This is a genomic window from Sporosarcina sp. FSL W8-0480, assembly GCF_037963765.1.
Classification (GTDB): domain Bacteria; phylum Bacillota; class Bacilli; order Bacillales_A; family Planococcaceae; genus Sporosarcina.
In genome coordinates, this window is record NZ_CP150166.1 from 2720146 (window position 1) to 2736610 (window position 16465).

A 16465-nucleotide genomic window follows, 5' to 3' on the forward strand; every position below is an offset into this window, starting at 1 on the left:
AAGCGTAGGGCGGCGGTTTTGCCTCTCGAACCTGGATGATAAGTGTAAAAGCCGCCACGACATTGATCGTGGCGGCTTTCATTACAGTGATTTATGAAGAAACGATTTCGGAATTTCTGATTCGAACTTCATAATTTCTTTAGATATCGGATGGACAATCGTTAACGCAGTTGCATGAAGTCCAAGGCGCTTAATAGGATTGACGGTGGAACCATATTTCTTATCCCCTACAACCGGATGCCCGATTTCCTCCATATGAACACGAATTTGGTTTTTCCTCCCTGTTTCCAAACGAACTTCCAACAATGAATATTGAGGGTTTGAACGGATTTTACGGTAATGGGTAATGGCAAGTTGCCCGCCGTTATCTGTAGGATTCGAATAGACCTTATACGTCCTTGTCTCCTTCAACCAAGATTTTATCGTATCTTTGTCTTTCTTAACATTTCCTTGGACTAATGCAGTATAGATTCTCTCTTTCACAAATTCATCCCAGTTGTCTTGCAATTGCATTTTCACTTTTTCACTTTTCGCGAATAAAAGCACTCCGGATGTATCCCTGTCCAATCGATGGACGATGAAAATTCTTTGCTGAGGATTTTGTTTCTTCACATAGGACGAAACTTCACTGAAAGCTGTTTTCTCATTCTTATCTTTTGCAGCCATTGATAAGAGACCTGCTTCCTTCTCGATAACAATAATAGACTCGTCCTCATAGATAATTGAAAGGCCCGTGAGTGAGCTTTCATTCCGCGCTGATTTATTGTTAAGGATTTCGACCTTCTGTCCCGCAACTAATTTATGATTATGTTTCGTAACTAATTGGCCATTTACCGATACTTGTCCTCTCGTTAACATGGACTTAATGGAGTTACGGCTATTCTTTTTCATATTTTCGAGTAAAAAAGGTAATAGTTCCGCTTCTTCAGTCACCTGAAAAAAGAAAGAGTCTTCCCTCGTTTTCTTGTGATTCATTTCCTTCCAATCTCCTCTCTTTACTCCTTCATTATCCATAATTTGTACTCTGAAAACAAACACTGTATCATCTTATACAAAGCTCATAAACTAATTGGGGGAATTTCATGCGCATTGCAATATTCGATTTCGATGGCACTTTGTATTCAAAGGAAACATTTCAATTATTGATGGACCATTTGAAACACCATCCGCAACATGGCCCAAAATACAAATCTTTTTTTCGTAAAATCCTGCCTCTATACATAGGGTATAAATTAAAGCTTGTTCCCGAACCAACAATGAAGGAACGGTCCATGCAAATTTATGCAAATGCTTTACATACTTTATCAAAAAAAGAGTTAGACGACTATTTTTTTGAAATGAAAGAAAGTATGCGTGAGGGCTTTAATAAAGATGTCATTAACCGACTGAATCAACATAAAGATGACGGCGTCCATGTCATGCTTGTTTCCGGCGCCTATACATCCTTACTACATGCCGCTACAGGGGATCTGGGCTTTGATACAATAATAGGAACGGATATCCCGTTTACCGAAGACGGCATGTTCAATCGCGAAATTTCCATTTATCATATACAAGGAAGACGAAAAAACGATAAAATCACGGAATCTCTTGCCGGGAAGAATATCGACTGGAAAAACAGCTTTGCCTACGGCGATAGCATATCCGATCTGCCAGTCCTTGAACTTGTCGGCAAACCAGTGGCTGTGAAGCCTGAAGAGAGGCTTGAAAGAGTTGCAATTGAAAGGGACTGGGCAATTCTTTAACCGATAACAAAAAATTGCCCGAAATGAGGAGTAATCATCTCGGGCCTTTTATTGAATCACTTTTCTTCTGTCCGCTGATCGATATGGAGAGTTCCGTTTTCAAGAATCTCGGCATAATAAACATGGTCTACTTTATTAATCCCATTTTTCTTAAGCTGCTCATATACCCATTCTTCAGTCAAAGCAAGTTCAGTCAGATTTTCTTTTATCAATTTCCCGTCAGAAATAATTTCCGTAGGAATATATTTCGGATCTTTTCCTGGTGCTTTTACATCTTGGCGTGTTGCGGCCTCCTTGTTAGCCTTCTTCATGACACTTAATTGACCATTCGTCTCAAGGATTGCATAATTCACATCTGCAACTGCAAATATACTTTGCTCACGTAGCATCATATTTAAATCATTCAAAGTGATCCGTGCCTTTTTCATGCCCTTTTCACTAATTTTACCTTTATGGATAATAATCGTCGGGGAGTCATCGAAAAGAACTCTTGCTTTCTTCGATTTCACGGTTAATAAATTCACTAAAATTGTTAGAACGCCCCACCAAATCATTGCAATTGCACCATTAAGAAATGGGGTTTCTGATTGTCCGGCAATCTCCGCAGCAATTGAACCTATTGTAATCCCAGTGACGTAGTGGAAAAAAGTAAGTTGTGAAATCTGTTTCTTTCCCATCATCCTTGCAAGGATCATTAATATTATGAATGAGAGAGTTGTTCGAAGCATCATTTCCCAGAAGTCCATTTTATCAATTATGTCATGCAATTCCACACACCTCCATTAGAGGATAGTGTGTAACTTAACACGGACAATATACGGAGAAAATAAACGCTCCCCGAATATTACAGTCGTTTTACTCCCATTCGTAAGGAGTTTCTTGGTAAACGTAGTAGTTAAGCCAATTCGAGAATAGCAAATGTGTATGAGACCGCCATGTATTGAGTGGTTCTTTTGTTATGTCGTTATTCGGATAATAATTTTCCGGCATCTCAATATCGATTCCCTTTTTCAAATCACGTTCATATTCTTCTCCAAGTGTACAAGCATCATATTCCAAATGACCAGTTATCATAATATGTTTTTCATCTTTGGATAAAATGATGAACGCACCCGCATCCTTGGATACCGCCAATAACTTCAAGTCGTCATTTCGCTCAATCTCGTCAATTGATACAGATGTGTATCGGGAATGCGGCGCTTCGAAAATATCATTAAACCCCCTTACTAATCGAACTGTTGGATCTGTCAATGTATGTCGGAACACGCCGGATAGCTTCGTCGACAACTCAAATTTATTAAGGCCAAAATGGTGATATAATGCAGCCTGAGCACCCCAACAAATATGTAATACGGAAGTAACATTCGTCTTAGACCAATCCATAATCTCTTTTAACTCATCCCAATAAAGGACATCCTCAAATTCAAGATGCTCAATAGGCGCTCCTGTAATAATCAGTCCGTCAAAACGACGATTTTTAACAGAATCAAATGTCGTGTAAAATGAATCCAAGTGATTCTTACTAACGTTCTTTGATTCATACGAAGCTGTGTTCAAAAAGGTGATATTCACTTGTAATGGCGTATTTCCAAGCAGCCGAAGTAATTGAAGCTCCGTTTTTTCTTTCTCGGGCATTAAATTTAATATAAGTATGTTCAACGGACGGATATCTTGACTTGATGCACGCCCTTCATCCATGACAAAAATCTTTTCCTCTTTCAAGATTTCCCGTGCTGGCAAATGCTCTGGTATATTTATCGGCATTAGAATTCCCCCTTAATATTAAAAAAACCTCGTTCCAATGATAGGAACGAGGATATATCGAATTTTCTTCGTTCTTATCTTTCAAGATTGACATCTTGTTGGAGGTAGCACCTTCCTGCTAATGCAGAGGTTGCTGAAGCGTCATCGGGCCAAATCCCTCAGCTTCTCTTAATAAGAATTATTCAATTGTGAACTATTATATCATTCTTTTAAAGATTGTATACCTTTATTCATTAATCCATTAATGAAAGAATATACGTGGTTTGTAATTTCCGTTGCTTGAAGTGGAAGGCGGCGACTCGAGCGAAAGCCGTTACGAAGAACGGCTTTTGCGAGTAAAAGCGCAGCGTTACGAGCAGGGAGTGGTTAGCGGAAGCCGTGAGCGCGGAAAGCGTCCGCCTAAAACGTAAAGCAACAGTTTTATTATTGATGAATCTTTGCTTTTGAGAATCCAAGACCTAATATTTCTGAGGCGTTTAGAAAAATGACAAATGACGAAGGCTCAGCTGCTTGTAAAACCTTTTTCAAATAAACTGCCTCCGATTGCTCCACAACACAAAAAATCATCGTCTTCTCATCATTCGAAAATCCACCCGTCGACTTCACCTTCGTTAAACCACGATCAATCTCATTCTTAATAATCGATTGGACTCTCTCTTCATTATCAGTAATAATAAGCACTAACTTCGTTGGCGACGTTTGCAACTGAACAAAGTCGATTACTTTACTCGTGACATAAATCGACATCAACGCATACAATGCAAGTTCAAAGTTGAAAACAAAAGCGGATGTAACAACAACCACCCCATCAACAATCAATTGCGAGAAACCACTGGAAATGCCTGTATACTTCTTCAACAACTGAGCGATTAACGCCGTACCACCAGTCGACCCATTCCCTCGATAAACAATTCCAAGACCAATACCAAGCACAATTCCACCATAAATAGAGCTCAATAACGGATTATCAATTGGCACATCAAGACCCGCCGTCAAATAAATGACAAGTGGAACGCAAAAAGTGCCAACAATCGTTTTTGCACTAAACTCTTTCCCCGCAAGAAGCAGTCCTAATACAATCAACGGAATATTAATTAACCATTGAACAATTGCGGGATTATACCCAAATAACTCGTAAAGAATCGTACTAACACCAGATATTCCTCCCGCCGCAATCCTTGAAGGCAATAAAAATATATTAAAAGCAAGGGCAACCAATGCAGAGCCGAATATGATTTGGACATAGTCAAAAACAACCGACTTTTTATGGATAAAAGACATGTGTACTCAATTCCCCTCTCTTAGAAAAGCCTTAACTATTTTAACAGAAAAACGTGTTTAGAATAGTTTTAAAGCTTGTGAAAAGGGCATAGTTATATCTAATGGAAAATATATTCATATTTTTGTATTTTTTATAATCGTCTGATATGATATAAGTAACAATATACTAAAAATTCCAATGTTAGGGAGGATATTATGCAAAGTCTGGGTATCGTACGGAAAGTAGACCACCTTGGTAGAATTGTAATCCCGAAGGAACTAAGAAGGAGTTTGGGGTTAGATCAAGGAGTACCGATGGAAATTTTCGTTGACAATGACAAAATAATCCTACGAAAATATGTAGTCGACGAGGCTTGCGTGATTACAGGAGAAATATCACTCCAAAACAAAAAACTCTCCAATGGAATGTATATCAGCCCAAGGGGAGCAGAACTTCTAAAAAAGGAAATTGAAGACTATAACACATGGGAATAACAAAGTGGGCAACGGAGTTTTCTTCTCCGTAGCCCTTTTTTTATTATTTAGAGATTGACCCCAACCCATTTATAAACTCCTCAATTTCCTCACGAGTCTTCCGATCCTTACTTACAAAACGCCCCACTTCTTTCCCTTCATGAAACGCGATAAAACTTGGAATTCCAAAAACATCCAATTCCTGACAAATATCAATAAACTCATCACGATCCACAGAAACAAACTCATACTCCGGATAATCCGCCTCAAGTCCAGGTAATATCGGATCAATCACTCGGCAATCCGGACACCAACCCGCTGTAAACATAAACATTGTACGTTCACCATTCTTTAATTCCTCAAATTGTTCAACTGATTGAAGTTTTTCCATCAAAAAATGCCCCCTTTTTTATTCACCTTGAGTATAGCACTAAAAAACAAATCCATCCTACGGCAAAGATTGAAAAATCGACAATATATTCATGAAAAACAATGATCGGGGAATTCTATAACCATACAAAGGAGGTTTCCCCTTGCGTATCCATTTTAAAACTGTATCTTTCTGTATATTGATGAGTCTGTTTTTGCCGCTTCAACTAACTTCCGCCTCGGAAAAACTGCAAGAAGTAACCATTGAAGCGGAGCGAATGGAGTATTATTTACGGTATTCCAACGAGCTTGTGCCTTGGTATCATTTGGCTGCAATCGATCAATACGAGCGGAATATCCGTCAAGTGCGTACGGATTTGCCCAAGCCAGACGGTGCAATTTCAATTATAATCCCGTCACATGATTGGTCGGGTTTATTAAATCCTATTACAACTGACAATGACCCTCATTCAATTGCATTTTTTGGAGGAATTGGGTTGGACGGGAATGGCGACGGGAATGCTGACCGGAACGATTTCGGGGATATTTTAATGACTATGAGCTCGCATTTATCCTTTTACGGTCCAGCTGAAGAAGATTTCAAGGCAGCCCTATGGCATTATTACAAACGGGAACAGACCGTCAATCAGATTGCAACCATCGCTAAACTATATAAGCACTTTGAGACGATTGAATTGGATGAACACGTTTTCCCAGTACCGAAAGGATACCATTATACGTATCGTGGTACTTGGGGTTCAAGTAGAGGATGGGGTGGACGGAGAATCCATGAAGGAACTGATATTTTTGCTGGGTATGGTGTACCCGTTGTCTCCACTTCATATGGCGTCATTGAAGTGATGGGATGGAATGAATATGGTGGCTGGCGTGTTGGTATACGGGATAATCATAATACGTATCATTATTTTGCCCATCTGGCTTACTTTGATAAAGGCATCAAGGAAGGTGATGTTGTTAAACCAGGAACACTTCTTGGATTTGTTGGAAGTTCCGGCTATGGAAAAGAAGGGACGTCCGGAAAATTCCCACCACATCTTCATTATGGTGTTTATAAATATAATGGCAAAACTGAATGGGCATTTGATCCGTATCCAGCTCTTTTGAATTGGGAGCGGCAAAAAAGGTAAAACACAAACAGGTGACGACAAACAAAATGTTTATCGTCACCTGTTTCAATTTAATTAATTTCCACGCCTAATGTTTTAATTAGGAATGAATAGACATCCGTTAGCTCTTCAATTATCTTGGCAGTTGGCTTTCCGAGTCCGTGGCCCGCATTTTTTTCTACACGAAGCAAGATTGGGTTTTCCCCTTCATGTCCCGCCTGTAATGTAGCAGCAAATTTCTTTGCATGAGCCGGTACAACACGGTCATCTGTATCCGCGGTTGTGATTAGAGTCGGTGGATATTCGACACCTTCCTTGACATTATGAAGTGGTGAATACTTAATCATAAATTCGAAGTCCTTGGCATTCTTTTCCGCATTGCCATAATCTGTCACCCAATAGCGACCAACTGTAAATTTATGATAACGGAGCATGTCTGTTACTGGAACTTGGCAAATTGCCGCTCCGAATAGGTCTGGACGTTGAGTGATGGACGTTGCAACAAGCAATCCACCGTTACTTCCACCCATAATTGCAAGTTTGCTCGTTTTTGTGTATTTCTGTTCAATAAGCCATTCTGCAGCTGCAGCGAAATCATCGAATACATTTTGTTTCCGCTCTAACGTTCCTGCCTTATACCAATCTTCTCCGAATTCGCCTCCACCTCTTAGGTTAGCGACTGCATAGACTCCACCTTCTTCAATCCACACCCGAACAGCTGGTGAAAAGGCAGGAGTCAGACTCACATTGAAACCGCCATATCCATATAGTAAAACCGGATTTTCACCATTCAGTTCCAAGCCTTTCTTATGAGTCAAGTACATCGGAATTTTCGTTCCGTCCTTGGATGGATAAAAGACTTGAGTTGTTTCAAACCCTTCGGTATCGAACTTATTATTTTGTTGGAAGACCTGAACAAGTTCTCCTGAGTTGAAATCATAGCTTCCAATTGAATTTGGCGCAAGATAGGACGTATATCCGATAAACATCGTTTCGTCCTCTTTCTTTCCATTCAGTCCAGTCAACGAGTTGAATCCAGGCAAAGAAATATCCTTTACATGCTTGCCATCCAGACTATAAATCTTCAATTCATCATGTGCATTATGTAGATAAGAAACTACGAATTGTTGATTGATAATTTTTCCGAACGACAGAACATCTTCACTTTCTGGGATGACATCCACCCAATTTTCTTTCGTAGGGTTGTCCAAATCGACCGCAATGATTTTCTCTTTAGGTGCATCAACATTTGTAATGAAATAGAAAGTACGTCCTTCATTGCCAATAAATGAATACTCACCATCGCCCTTGCCAAACAAATGGACAAAATCCCCACCATTTTGAAGGTCTTTATAATAAATCCGGCTCTTATTTTCTGTACCTTTCCAAACATTTAATAGCAAATAGCGGTAATCATCCGAGAAAATCGGATTGAATGAGAACTCCTTATTTGCAGGATCCTCGTATATCAAAACATCTTCGTCTTGCGTTGTACCTAATTCATGCCAATACACTTTATTGTTGAAGCTTTGCTCATCTGCCGGAACTGTGGAGGGATCTGGAAAACGATTGTAGTAAAATCCTGTTCCTTCCTCATTCCACGCAATATTACTGAACTTGCAAAATTGAATTAGGTCGGACTCATCCTTGCCTGTTTCCAAATTTCGCACTTTAATTTCTTGCCAGTCACTTCCATTCAACGAAATACCATATGCCAAACGTTTGCCGTCTTTCGTAAATGATAGGTTCGTAATCGCCGCAGTTCCTTCCTCATTCATCGTGTTCGGATCGAGGATAACTTCCAACTGATCAGAGTTAAGATCCTTAACTCGGTAAAATACTGCCTGATTTTGCAGCCCATCATTTTTATGGAAGTAATAATAATCCCCTTCTTTACGAGGAACAGTATACTTTGGAAAATTCCAAGTTTCCGTCAATTTCGCCTTTACTTTATCCCTATGAGGGTAAAGTGATAGGAATGCCTGCGTCTTTTCATTTTGTAAATCCACCCATTCCTGTACTTCCGGATTTTTCGGGTCCTCCAACCATCGGTATGGATCGGCAATTTCAGTTCCATGAAAATTATCAACAACTACCTCTTTTTTCGTAAATACTACCATTCTTTCTCCCCCTTTAATAGAACTTCCACTATATATTACCACATTCTTCTGAAAAGAGGCACCAGTTAATCAAGTAAAACTTTTAGCATATTGGGATACAATAGAAGGAAAGAAATTTATAAGGAGGGCTTTATGAGTTACCATTATTTTATTGGGATTAAAACACCAACATCTATCGAAGATACAGTCCGTTTTTTCAGAGAGAAATACAATCTTTCCACTGCCTACAAGGCGATTCCCCATATGGATGACTTACATATCACTTTACTGTTCATCGGTGCACTACCTGAGGGGGAAATCGCGGATTTGGTTCAAGGCCTTACGACTGTGGCAAGTCAGCAAACAGCATTCAATTTATCCGTAAGTGGACTTTCATATTTTGGATCACCAAAAGGTCCAAGAGTCGTCTATTTGTCTGTAGAACCTTCCACCGAACTTGATAAATTACAACAGTCAATCGCTCTGATTGGAAGAAGTGATTTAGGTATTGAAAGTGACAAACATTTCACTCCACATATTACAATTGCAAAAAAACGTAAACTTACAAGTGATTTTGCCATTCCAAAGGAATCATATGCACCCATTGAATTTACTGTGAATGGATTTTCCCTTTTTAGGATTCATCCATCGGAAACTCCAAAATATGAGATCATTGAACATTTTTCATTAGGATAAAAACAGCCGCCCCCAATCGTTGGTGCGGCTGTCTACATTAGGTTTTATCAATACCAAACCAACCCTTCTTTTTGAACCAAACAATCATAGATAATGCTATCAAAGCCATGACAATAATGACGATCAGGTAACCATGCCGCCAATGTAATTCTGGCATATGGTCAAAGTTCATCCCGTAGACACCTACGATGAAGGTCAATGGAATAAAAATTGAAGAGATGATTGTCAATGTTGTCATGATGCTGTTCATACGATTGGAGTTAATGGAAAGCTGACTATCCCGGATGTCTGCTGTCAGCTCACGATTGGAGTCAATCATATCTCCAAGTCGGATCAAATGATCATAAACATCTGAAAAATAGGCTTGTTCCTGTTGGCTAAAATGCAGCCGTTGCGAGTTTAGCATTCTGTAAAGCAATTCCCTCATAGGAAAAATCGTTCTTCGCAAACGTAGTAAATCACTTCGCACTTCAAATACGTAATCCATGGATAGATGAACAGTTCTTGGTGAAAGTTCTTCATCAATTTCATCCAAATGATCTTCGATATTATAAAGGATTGGAAAGTACTGGTCGACTACTTTATCGATAATTTGATAGGTAATAAATTTATGGCCCTGGTCCCAAGTTTTTGAGGTTGTTAAAATCAATTCACGCGCCTTCTCCATTTCCTGGAGCTTTCCTCTATGAAATGTTACGATGAAATTTTTACCAAGGAACATGTTCAGTTCCTCTGCTTCAAGGTCATCGCTACAAATTGAATGCAGAACAAAGAATGTGTATCCATCATAATAATCCATTTTCGGCCTTTGCAACCGGCCCAAGCAATCTTCTATTGCCAATGGATGGAAATCGAAGTAGCTTCGCAAAAGTTCACTTTCCTCTTCCGATGGCCGGTCAAAATCCACCCAGTACCATTTAAGTGGAAGTGACTCAATCTCCTCAAGTCTAAAATCGAAAATCATTTCATCCGCATTGGTCATTCCGATTGTCCTTAGCATTTTTCCACCTACATTTCGAAACATTCTTTCCTAAGTGTTCCCCTTTTAAGCAGAAATAAAGCCTCGAAGGACCCAACTGATCCCCGAGGCAATTGCTATAACTCAAATATTCCCGATAACAATCTGGATGATCAAAGCCACAGTAACAACCCGTAATAACGGTTTTACAAATTTCGGTTTTAATTTTTCCGCAATCCGTACTCCGGTTTGGGCTCCAGTAATCGAACCAAGCATTAGCATAATCGTTAACGGCCAGATGATCTTTCCAGCAAGAATGTAGGTGATTGCCGCCCCGAGACAACTGGAAAAAGTAGCAAGGCGTACATATGCGACTGCACGGATATAGGCAACTTTCAAATGCCCGAATAAATAAAGCATCAGCGTCCCTTGTCCTGGTCCGAACAGACCATCATAGATACCAATTCCGTATAAACCCGGAATACTGAGTTTCGAAATCTTCAATTTCTCCTGTCCGCTAAAATCACCTTTGCCGATGAATGACGTGATGAATGCAAATGACAGAAGAATGATTGCCAATATATATAAGCGGTCTTCGGAAAGCATCGTCGCGATGAAGCCCCCACTTATCCCACCGATTAAGCTGACAGGAATGATCCAAAAAGATTCACGTAAAGAGATTTGCTTATGTTTCAATAGGAAAAGAAAGCTTGAAAATGAACTAACTGTATTTGAAACTTTATTCGCACCAATTGCCGAATGAATCGGTACACCGAAAAGCAACATTGCCGGAAGACTAATCAATCCTCCCCCTCCCGCTAATGTGCCAAGAGTTGTAGCGATAGCTCCAATAAAAAACATGAAGAAATACTCCAAAACGAACACCCCCTGTTGATAACTTTAGTATACTCCTTTAGGGGTGATAAGAAAATTCGATAGTTATTATAATAAATGATAATTATTTGTTATCACCGAGTGGGCAAATCTATTTTTTCTAAATAATGCTTTACGTCATATAAGATTCATATATGCAGAATTTTACTGCTTACAGAAATGCTATACTAATTGTAACAAGTCTAAAGGAGATGATTCGTTTGGGCAAAAAAGAGCGGTACACGAGGGAAACAGCTACAGAGGCAATTTTACTAGCGAAGAGGGATAAAGGGTTAACTTTTGACGATATTGCCGATTCGGTCGGCCGTCATCCAGTTTGGGTCGCCTCTGCGATTATGGGGCAAGCTTCGATGAATGGTGAAGAAGTTCAAGCATTGGTCAAGTGCTTAGATTTAGATCCGTCGATTACTTCAATATTACAGGAAATCCCCTTGAAAGGATCTTTGGATGAGCGTATCCCAGTCGATCCATTGTTGTATAGATTCCATGAAATTTTACAGGTTTATGGAACAACGATGAAAGCCGTTATTCATGAGAAATTCGGTGACGGCATTATGAGTGCAATTGATTTTACAATGGATATTGATAAAGAAGAGAATCCAGCCGGAGACCGGGTAGTCGTAACGTTGAATGGAAAGTTTTTACCTTATAAAAAGTGGTAAGATAAATAGTTAAAGGGGACTGGCATGTAAATAGCCGGTCCCCTTTTATCCTTATCACTCAAAATCCGATTTCGTACTCTTCCCCATCTTCATTGACCACCTTGAATTTACTCACTGGTTTATCCAGCCCGATGAGGATATACGGATTTATCTCATCACTATCCGCCTCGATTTCTTTCACTGTGACGACTGTTTGATTCTCCAAATACTCTACACTCACAGCTTCCAGCTCAACTTTACTTGATCCAGTAGATACAACGACTAACTTTTTCCCCTCGTTAATATCAATGACTTTGAAACCTCTTCGATCCGGCTTTTCATTTTGTAAATAATTAACATGCGCCCTGACCCCAGGCTCCTCATCCAATTTCGATTTTTTCATTACCCAATATCCTTTACCGCACCCACTCAGTATCATCATCATTACAAATAGGCCAACCAACGCTTTTCTCAAATTCAATTTAATTCACTTCCCTATTTTCTATTAGGCTTTTCACCAGTGTAATTCGGTGAATTCCTTCATCGTCATAAAAAGTTTCAGTTATATCAAACCCATGTTTAAGATTTAATATCAACATATTCCGCCACATATTTCTTGTCTTTGTTTCAATCTCTTTATATCCCGCTTTTTTCACGAGACGGTGTTGATAGTCCATAAGCATGGAGCCAATTCCTTTTCCTCTATAATTCTCTTGAACGGCTCCATACCAACTATAATAGCGATCTGCAGAAAGCTCATAACCGATTTTATAGCCTATTACTTGATTCATGTCAGTGGCGACGATAAATAGGATATTCGGTCGTTTCACCGCGTTCTCAAGTAACCCATCGGCATTGTTGAAAACATCATTATGTAGTTGTAATAGCCCGTCTACTATTTCTTCATCGGGCATTCCCCAAAAATGGTGGATCTGTGGCATATGTTACCTCCCCCTTAATCAGATTATACTACAAATACTATTTATTCATATTCTAATATTCATATATCTTTGTAATTAGGAGGAGAATGAGAACTATTCCACGATAAACGAGAACTTTTTGGACATGAACGAGAACTTTAGGGCGGTAAAGGAGAACTCTTTGTACAAGAATGAGAACTCTACAGTGTTAAAGGAGAACTCTTTGTGCAGGAACGAGAACTCTACAGCGATAAACGAGAACTCTTTGTGCAGGAACGAGAACTCTACATCGTTAAAGGAGAACTCATTGCTCAAGAACGAGAACTCTATAGCATTAAAGGAGAACTCTTTGCTCAATAACGAGAACTCTATAGCGTTAAACGAGAACTCTTTGTGCAGGAACGAGAACTCTACAGCGTTAAAGGAGAACTCTTTGCTCAAGAGCGAGAACTCTACAAAAAAAACGGATGAAGAATAGCATTTTTGCTATCTTTCACCCGTTATATTGATTCAATTAAATTATTGATTATTAAATGGTTAGATACGGAATCGTAATGCCCTAACTTCTATTCGAATTTTCAATTTCATAATTCAGTGTACTTTCCCACCAGATGTCCTTTTTCCCGTTCATATAATCTTTTAACAGATTTCTAAAAGGATAAGGTTGTAGGTTACAATCTTCAAGATCATCTGCCCTACACCAGAAAAATTGGAGATGGGATTCACGTGATTGCGGGTTAATACCTGCTGTTAAATTATTACAGGCAACTTCAAACACCTGGTTTACTTCGCAATTTAACACGCCTTTTCTTTCCCATCTATGTTCTACTAAACCAAGGAAATCAACTACTGTACAACTTATACCTAATTCCTCTTCAATTTCCCTAACGAGTGCATCTTTTGCACTTTCGCCAAATTCAATATGACCTCCCGGTAAAAACGTGTTTTTTTCTCCAATGGCCTGTGCAAGTAAAACATGATTATCTTTTATGAAAATCCCTCTAGCCAAATGATGGAACGGATACGGCAACAAACTCTCCCCCTTTTTACGAAGAACAAATTCATGTTTATGTGTAAATTTTATCGATTATGAGCTTTTGAAGCGGTTTATGCGTTTTTAGGCGGCTTTATGCGTACTTTTCTTCGTTTATGAGCTTTTCGCCGAAGTTATGCGTGATTTCGGCAGTTTATGCGTTTTTCGGTGATATCAACGGCATTAGTGAGTCTGAAAGCAGGTGTAATTCATGCATTGGCCTTGTCATCGCTACGTACAGCAATTTTCGATCGATTGGATGGTCACGGAATGGTTCATCGAAGGCGGCGATGATGACTGCGTCGAATTCGAGCCCTTTGGATAAGTGGCTCGGCACGATCAATAGGCAATCCCCGTTTATATCGGAGTTTTCACCTAATAATTGAACAGGCATTCCTGATTGTTCAAGCTGCTTATGGATGGCCGCTGCTTCTTTACGCGTTTTGCAAATCAATGCAATCGAACGGTGACCCCTGTTTAATATCGCTTCATAGATTTCATTCACTTTCACGGAATCGAGTGCTCGCAGGTCATAAAACGCCGGGTCCCTGCCGTGGCGTACAACCGGTTCGACTAAAGGCAAGTCTTCGTCCATTTGGGCAAGGACTTTATTTGCAAGCTGCATGATTTCAATTGTGGTTCGGTAACTTTTCTGCAACGTTGTATAGGTGGCTCGCGGAAACATTTCTTGTACGGGTTCCCATGAGGTCAACGCCCGGTAGCTATGGATACCTTGAGCCAAATCCCCAACCATTGTGAACATATCGGTTTCGAGTCCGTCTTGAAGCGCTGCAAGTTGGAATTCGCTGTAATCTTGAACTTCATCGATGAAGACGACACGCATTTTCCATTTATCCTCCACGCCTTTCAGTTTTGCATGAAGAAAATAGATGGCTGCCAAATCCTCGGTCTCATAGGTCTCCTTTATATGCGCACCAAAAAAAGCATCCCTTTCCGAATCGGACCAGTGGCATGCCAGTTCATTATGTAATTGGGAATCTGTAAGCCAACTCCTATATAGCTTTTTGCAATTAAACTTTTTGAATCTCCGCATATAGGTGGCGACTTTTTGTTTCCCTTCCTTTTCAATAGAAGGTAGACGTTCGTCACGCTCGTCCATGATCCTTGTAATTCGTGATCTGCGCTTTTCATCGTCCCGAATTCCGTATAGCGCTTTATCGAGTGCTTCCTCGTATTTATCGGACAGAATCTTGTAAAGTTGTTTCCTTTTCCGATTCACTTCACTAAGCATAATGGCGCGAATCCGTTCAATTCGTTTCTCAAGAGGCATATAGTTGAAGTCCTCTAAAAACAGTTTTTTGAGTCGAGTCCCCCTCATAATGCGATATTTATCAATGTAGACGTCTTCAAATAATTCTGCTGTCTCAAGCTCTATCTTTTCCACATACCTTTTCATAATTTCCCGGTACTGAAGTGTTCCTTTCATTTTCGCAATCGAAATCACTTCTTCATTCAAGGAGGAATTTGTCGTTAACATCTCCAACTTTTCGTTCGGATCGGCGAGTTTCAGCTTCAAACAAGTAGCGTTCAACACATATTCTGCGAAGGTTGTTTGGCATATCCGCCCGACGCCTAACTCGGGTAAAACATCGCCGATATATTCCATGAAAAGCTTACTTGGAGCTAAAATCATTAATTTATCTGAAGGGAAATCTGCACCCATTGTATAGAGAAAGTAGGAAATACGGTGAAGGGCGATTGTCGTTTTTCCGCTTCCGGCTGCTCCTTGAACGATGATTGGCTGTTTTAGATTTGCTCGGATGATCTCATTCTGCTCGGCTTGGATTGTCGAAACGATTTCTGTTAGGCGGACATCCGCCTTTCCCGCCAATGCTTCCTGTAGCAATTCGTCATTCGTCGTCAGATCAATATCCAGGATATCGAGCAATTCACCCTCTTCGATCTTGTATTGCCGTTTCGAATAAAGATGGCCACTTATTTCTTCGTCACGCACTTTATACGTCAAGTCTCCGAGTCTACCATCATAGTAAACATTCGCAACTGGAGAACGCCAATCAACAATGACCGGCTCTTGTGTTTCCTGATGAAACACCGATGTTTTTCCGATATAAAGGAATTCATCTTTTTCCCCGTCCGCCTTAAAATGGATTCGAGCGAAATAAGGCTTTTGCTGTATCGCTTCTAATCCTTCCTTATAGGTTCTTGCCATTTCAAAAAAGCGGGTATTCGTCAAAATGTTAATGTAACTCAAACTTGAATCTAAATAATCCAAATCAGCCATCGCGTGACGGATTTCATCTTGTGAGGATTGCACGTCACGCACCGACTCCTCAAGGAGCTTCTGCATATAGTGCTTCGTGTAGTCAAGGCGCTGCAATTCAAACTCAAAATCGGGATGTTTCTGCATAGACAGTCCTCCATTTTGCGTATTTTGCGTCCTGCTTTTGTAGAGATGTTGGGGTTTTAAGGAAACAGAAATTGATTGTACCATTACGACATGTTT

The 16465-nt window shown here is 39.9% G+C and carries 18 protein-coding genes and 1 riboswitch; of the genes, 6 read left to right on the forward strand and 12 right to left on the reverse strand.

Annotated features, from left to right (window positions below; translation table 11 throughout):
• Window positions 1–81 precede the first annotated feature (81 nt).
• The gene (locus tag NSQ43_RS14070) at window positions 82–975 is read right to left on the reverse strand and encodes an RluA family pseudouridine synthase (RefSeq protein ID WP_339251191.1); all 894 of its coding nucleotides are present in this window, start codon (window positions 973–975) and stop codon (window positions 82–84) included.
• Window positions 976–1082: 107 nt separating this feature from the next.
• On the opposite strand from NSQ43_RS14070, the gene NSQ43_RS14075 reads away from it, so the two are divergent.
• Complete coding sequence (locus NSQ43_RS14075; protein ID WP_339251193.1) at window positions 1083–1745, forward strand: HAD-IB family hydrolase; 663 nt, start codon at window positions 1083–1085, stop codon at window positions 1743–1745.
• A 56-nt stretch (window positions 1746–1801) separates the two neighbouring features.
• On the opposite strand, the gene NSQ43_RS14080 is transcribed toward NSQ43_RS14075, so the two are convergent.
• The 3 genes from NSQ43_RS14080 to NSQ43_RS14090 form a co-directional block, all read right to left on the reverse strand.
• Window positions 1802–2476 (reverse strand): DUF421 domain-containing protein, encoded by a 675-nt coding sequence (locus tag NSQ43_RS14080; RefSeq protein ID WP_339254930.1) that lies wholly within the window; start codon window positions 2474–2476, stop codon window positions 1802–1804.
• 124 nt (window positions 2477–2600) lie between these two features.
• The gene (metA, locus tag NSQ43_RS14085; RefSeq protein ID WP_339251195.1) at window positions 2601–3509 is read right to left on the reverse strand and encodes a homoserine O-succinyltransferase; all 909 of its coding nucleotides are present in this window, start codon (window positions 3507–3509) and stop codon (window positions 2601–2603) included.
• A gap of 71 nt (window positions 3510–3580) precedes the next feature.
• Window positions 3581–3687: riboswitch (SAM riboswitch) on the reverse strand.
• A gap of 245 nt (window positions 3688–3932) precedes the next feature.
• Window positions 3933–4790 (reverse strand): YitT family protein, encoded by an 858-nt coding sequence (locus tag NSQ43_RS14090; protein ID WP_339251197.1) that lies wholly within the window; start codon window positions 4788–4790, stop codon window positions 3933–3935.
• A 195-nt stretch (window positions 4791–4985) separates the two neighbouring features.
• Between NSQ43_RS14090 and NSQ43_RS14095 the strand changes: the two genes are divergently transcribed.
• Window positions 4986–5264: an AbrB/MazE/SpoVT family DNA-binding domain-containing protein gene (locus NSQ43_RS14095; RefSeq protein ID WP_339251199.1), complete on the forward strand. Its 279-nt coding sequence runs from the start codon at window positions 4986–4988 to the stop codon at window positions 5262–5264.
• Window positions 5265–5307: 43 nt separating this feature from the next.
• Here the strand turns inward: NSQ43_RS14095 and NSQ43_RS14100 are convergent, their stop codons facing one another.
• A complete protein-coding gene (locus tag NSQ43_RS14100; protein ID WP_339251201.1) occupies window positions 5308–5634 on the reverse strand; it encodes a thioredoxin family protein in 327 nt (108 codons plus the stop codon).
• Window positions 5635–5776: 142 nt separating this feature from the next.
• On the opposite strand from NSQ43_RS14100, the gene NSQ43_RS14105 reads away from it, so the two are divergent.
• The gene (locus NSQ43_RS14105; protein WP_339251203.1) at window positions 5777–6760 is read left to right on the forward strand and encodes a M23 family metallopeptidase; all 984 of its coding nucleotides are present in this window, start codon (window positions 5777–5779) and stop codon (window positions 6758–6760) included.
• Between the two features lie 50 nt (window positions 6761–6810).
• Here the strand turns inward: NSQ43_RS14105 and NSQ43_RS14110 are convergent, their stop codons facing one another.
• Window positions 6811–8859, reverse strand: a complete 2049-nt coding sequence (locus NSQ43_RS14110; protein WP_339251205.1) for a prolyl oligopeptidase family serine peptidase — start codon at window positions 8857–8859, stop codon at window positions 6811–6813.
• A 132-nt stretch (window positions 8860–8991) separates the two neighbouring features.
• On the opposite strand from NSQ43_RS14110, the gene thpR reads away from it, so the two are divergent.
• Entirely contained in the window at window positions 8992–9534 is a 543-nt protein-coding gene (gene thpR / locus NSQ43_RS14115; protein ID WP_339251208.1) for an RNA 2',3'-cyclic phosphodiesterase, read from the forward strand.
• 37 nt (window positions 9535–9571) lie between these two features.
• Here thpR and corA read toward each other — a convergent pair whose 3' ends face one another.
• Entirely contained in the window at window positions 9572–10534 is a 963-nt protein-coding gene (gene corA / locus NSQ43_RS14120) for a magnesium/cobalt transporter CorA (protein WP_339254932.1), read from the reverse strand.
• A 102-nt stretch (window positions 10535–10636) separates the two neighbouring features.
• Window positions 10637–11368 carry a sulfite exporter TauE/SafE family protein gene (locus NSQ43_RS14125; protein ID WP_339251210.1) on the reverse strand — a complete coding sequence of 244 codons (732 nt, stop codon included), beginning with the start codon at window positions 11366–11368 and terminating at the stop codon, window positions 10637–10639.
• Window positions 11369–11586: 218 nt separating this feature from the next.
• Here NSQ43_RS14125 and cynS point away from each other — a divergent pair, with 218 nt between their 5' ends.
• Window positions 11587–12048, forward strand: a complete 462-nt coding sequence (gene cynS / locus NSQ43_RS14130; RefSeq protein ID WP_339251212.1) for a cyanase — start codon at window positions 11587–11589, stop codon at window positions 12046–12048.
• A gap of 58 nt (window positions 12049–12106) precedes the next feature.
• Here cynS and NSQ43_RS14135 read toward each other — a convergent pair whose 3' ends face one another.
• Window positions 12107–12508 carry a hypothetical protein gene (locus tag NSQ43_RS14135; RefSeq protein ID WP_339251214.1) on the reverse strand — a complete coding sequence of 134 codons (402 nt, stop codon included), beginning with the start codon at window positions 12506–12508 and terminating at the stop codon, window positions 12107–12109.
• 1 nt (window position 12509) lies between these two features.
• Complete coding sequence (locus NSQ43_RS14140) at window positions 12510–12968, reverse strand: GNAT family N-acetyltransferase (protein ID WP_339251216.1); 459 nt, start codon at window positions 12966–12968, stop codon at window positions 12510–12512.
• 160 nt (window positions 12969–13128) lie between these two features.
• Here NSQ43_RS14140 and NSQ43_RS14145 point away from each other — a divergent pair, with 160 nt between their 5' ends.
• Window positions 13129–13425, forward strand: coding sequence for a hypothetical protein (locus NSQ43_RS14145; RefSeq protein ID WP_339251218.1), 297 nt, complete (start codon window positions 13129–13131; stop codon window positions 13423–13425).
• Window positions 13426–13506: 81 nt separating this feature from the next.
• Here NSQ43_RS14145 and NSQ43_RS14150 read toward each other — a convergent pair whose 3' ends face one another.
• Both NSQ43_RS14150 and helD read right to left on the reverse strand, forming a co-directional pair.
• The gene (locus NSQ43_RS14150; RefSeq protein WP_339251220.1) at window positions 13507–13977 is read right to left on the reverse strand and encodes an NUDIX domain-containing protein; all 471 of its coding nucleotides are present in this window, start codon (window positions 13975–13977) and stop codon (window positions 13507–13509) included.
• A gap of 157 nt (window positions 13978–14134) precedes the next feature.
• Window positions 14135–16369 carry an RNA polymerase recycling motor HelD gene (gene helD, locus NSQ43_RS14155; RefSeq protein WP_339251221.1) on the reverse strand — a complete coding sequence of 745 codons (2235 nt, stop codon included), beginning with the start codon at window positions 16367–16369 and terminating at the stop codon, window positions 14135–14137.
• Window positions 16370–16465: the final 96 nt, after the last annotated feature.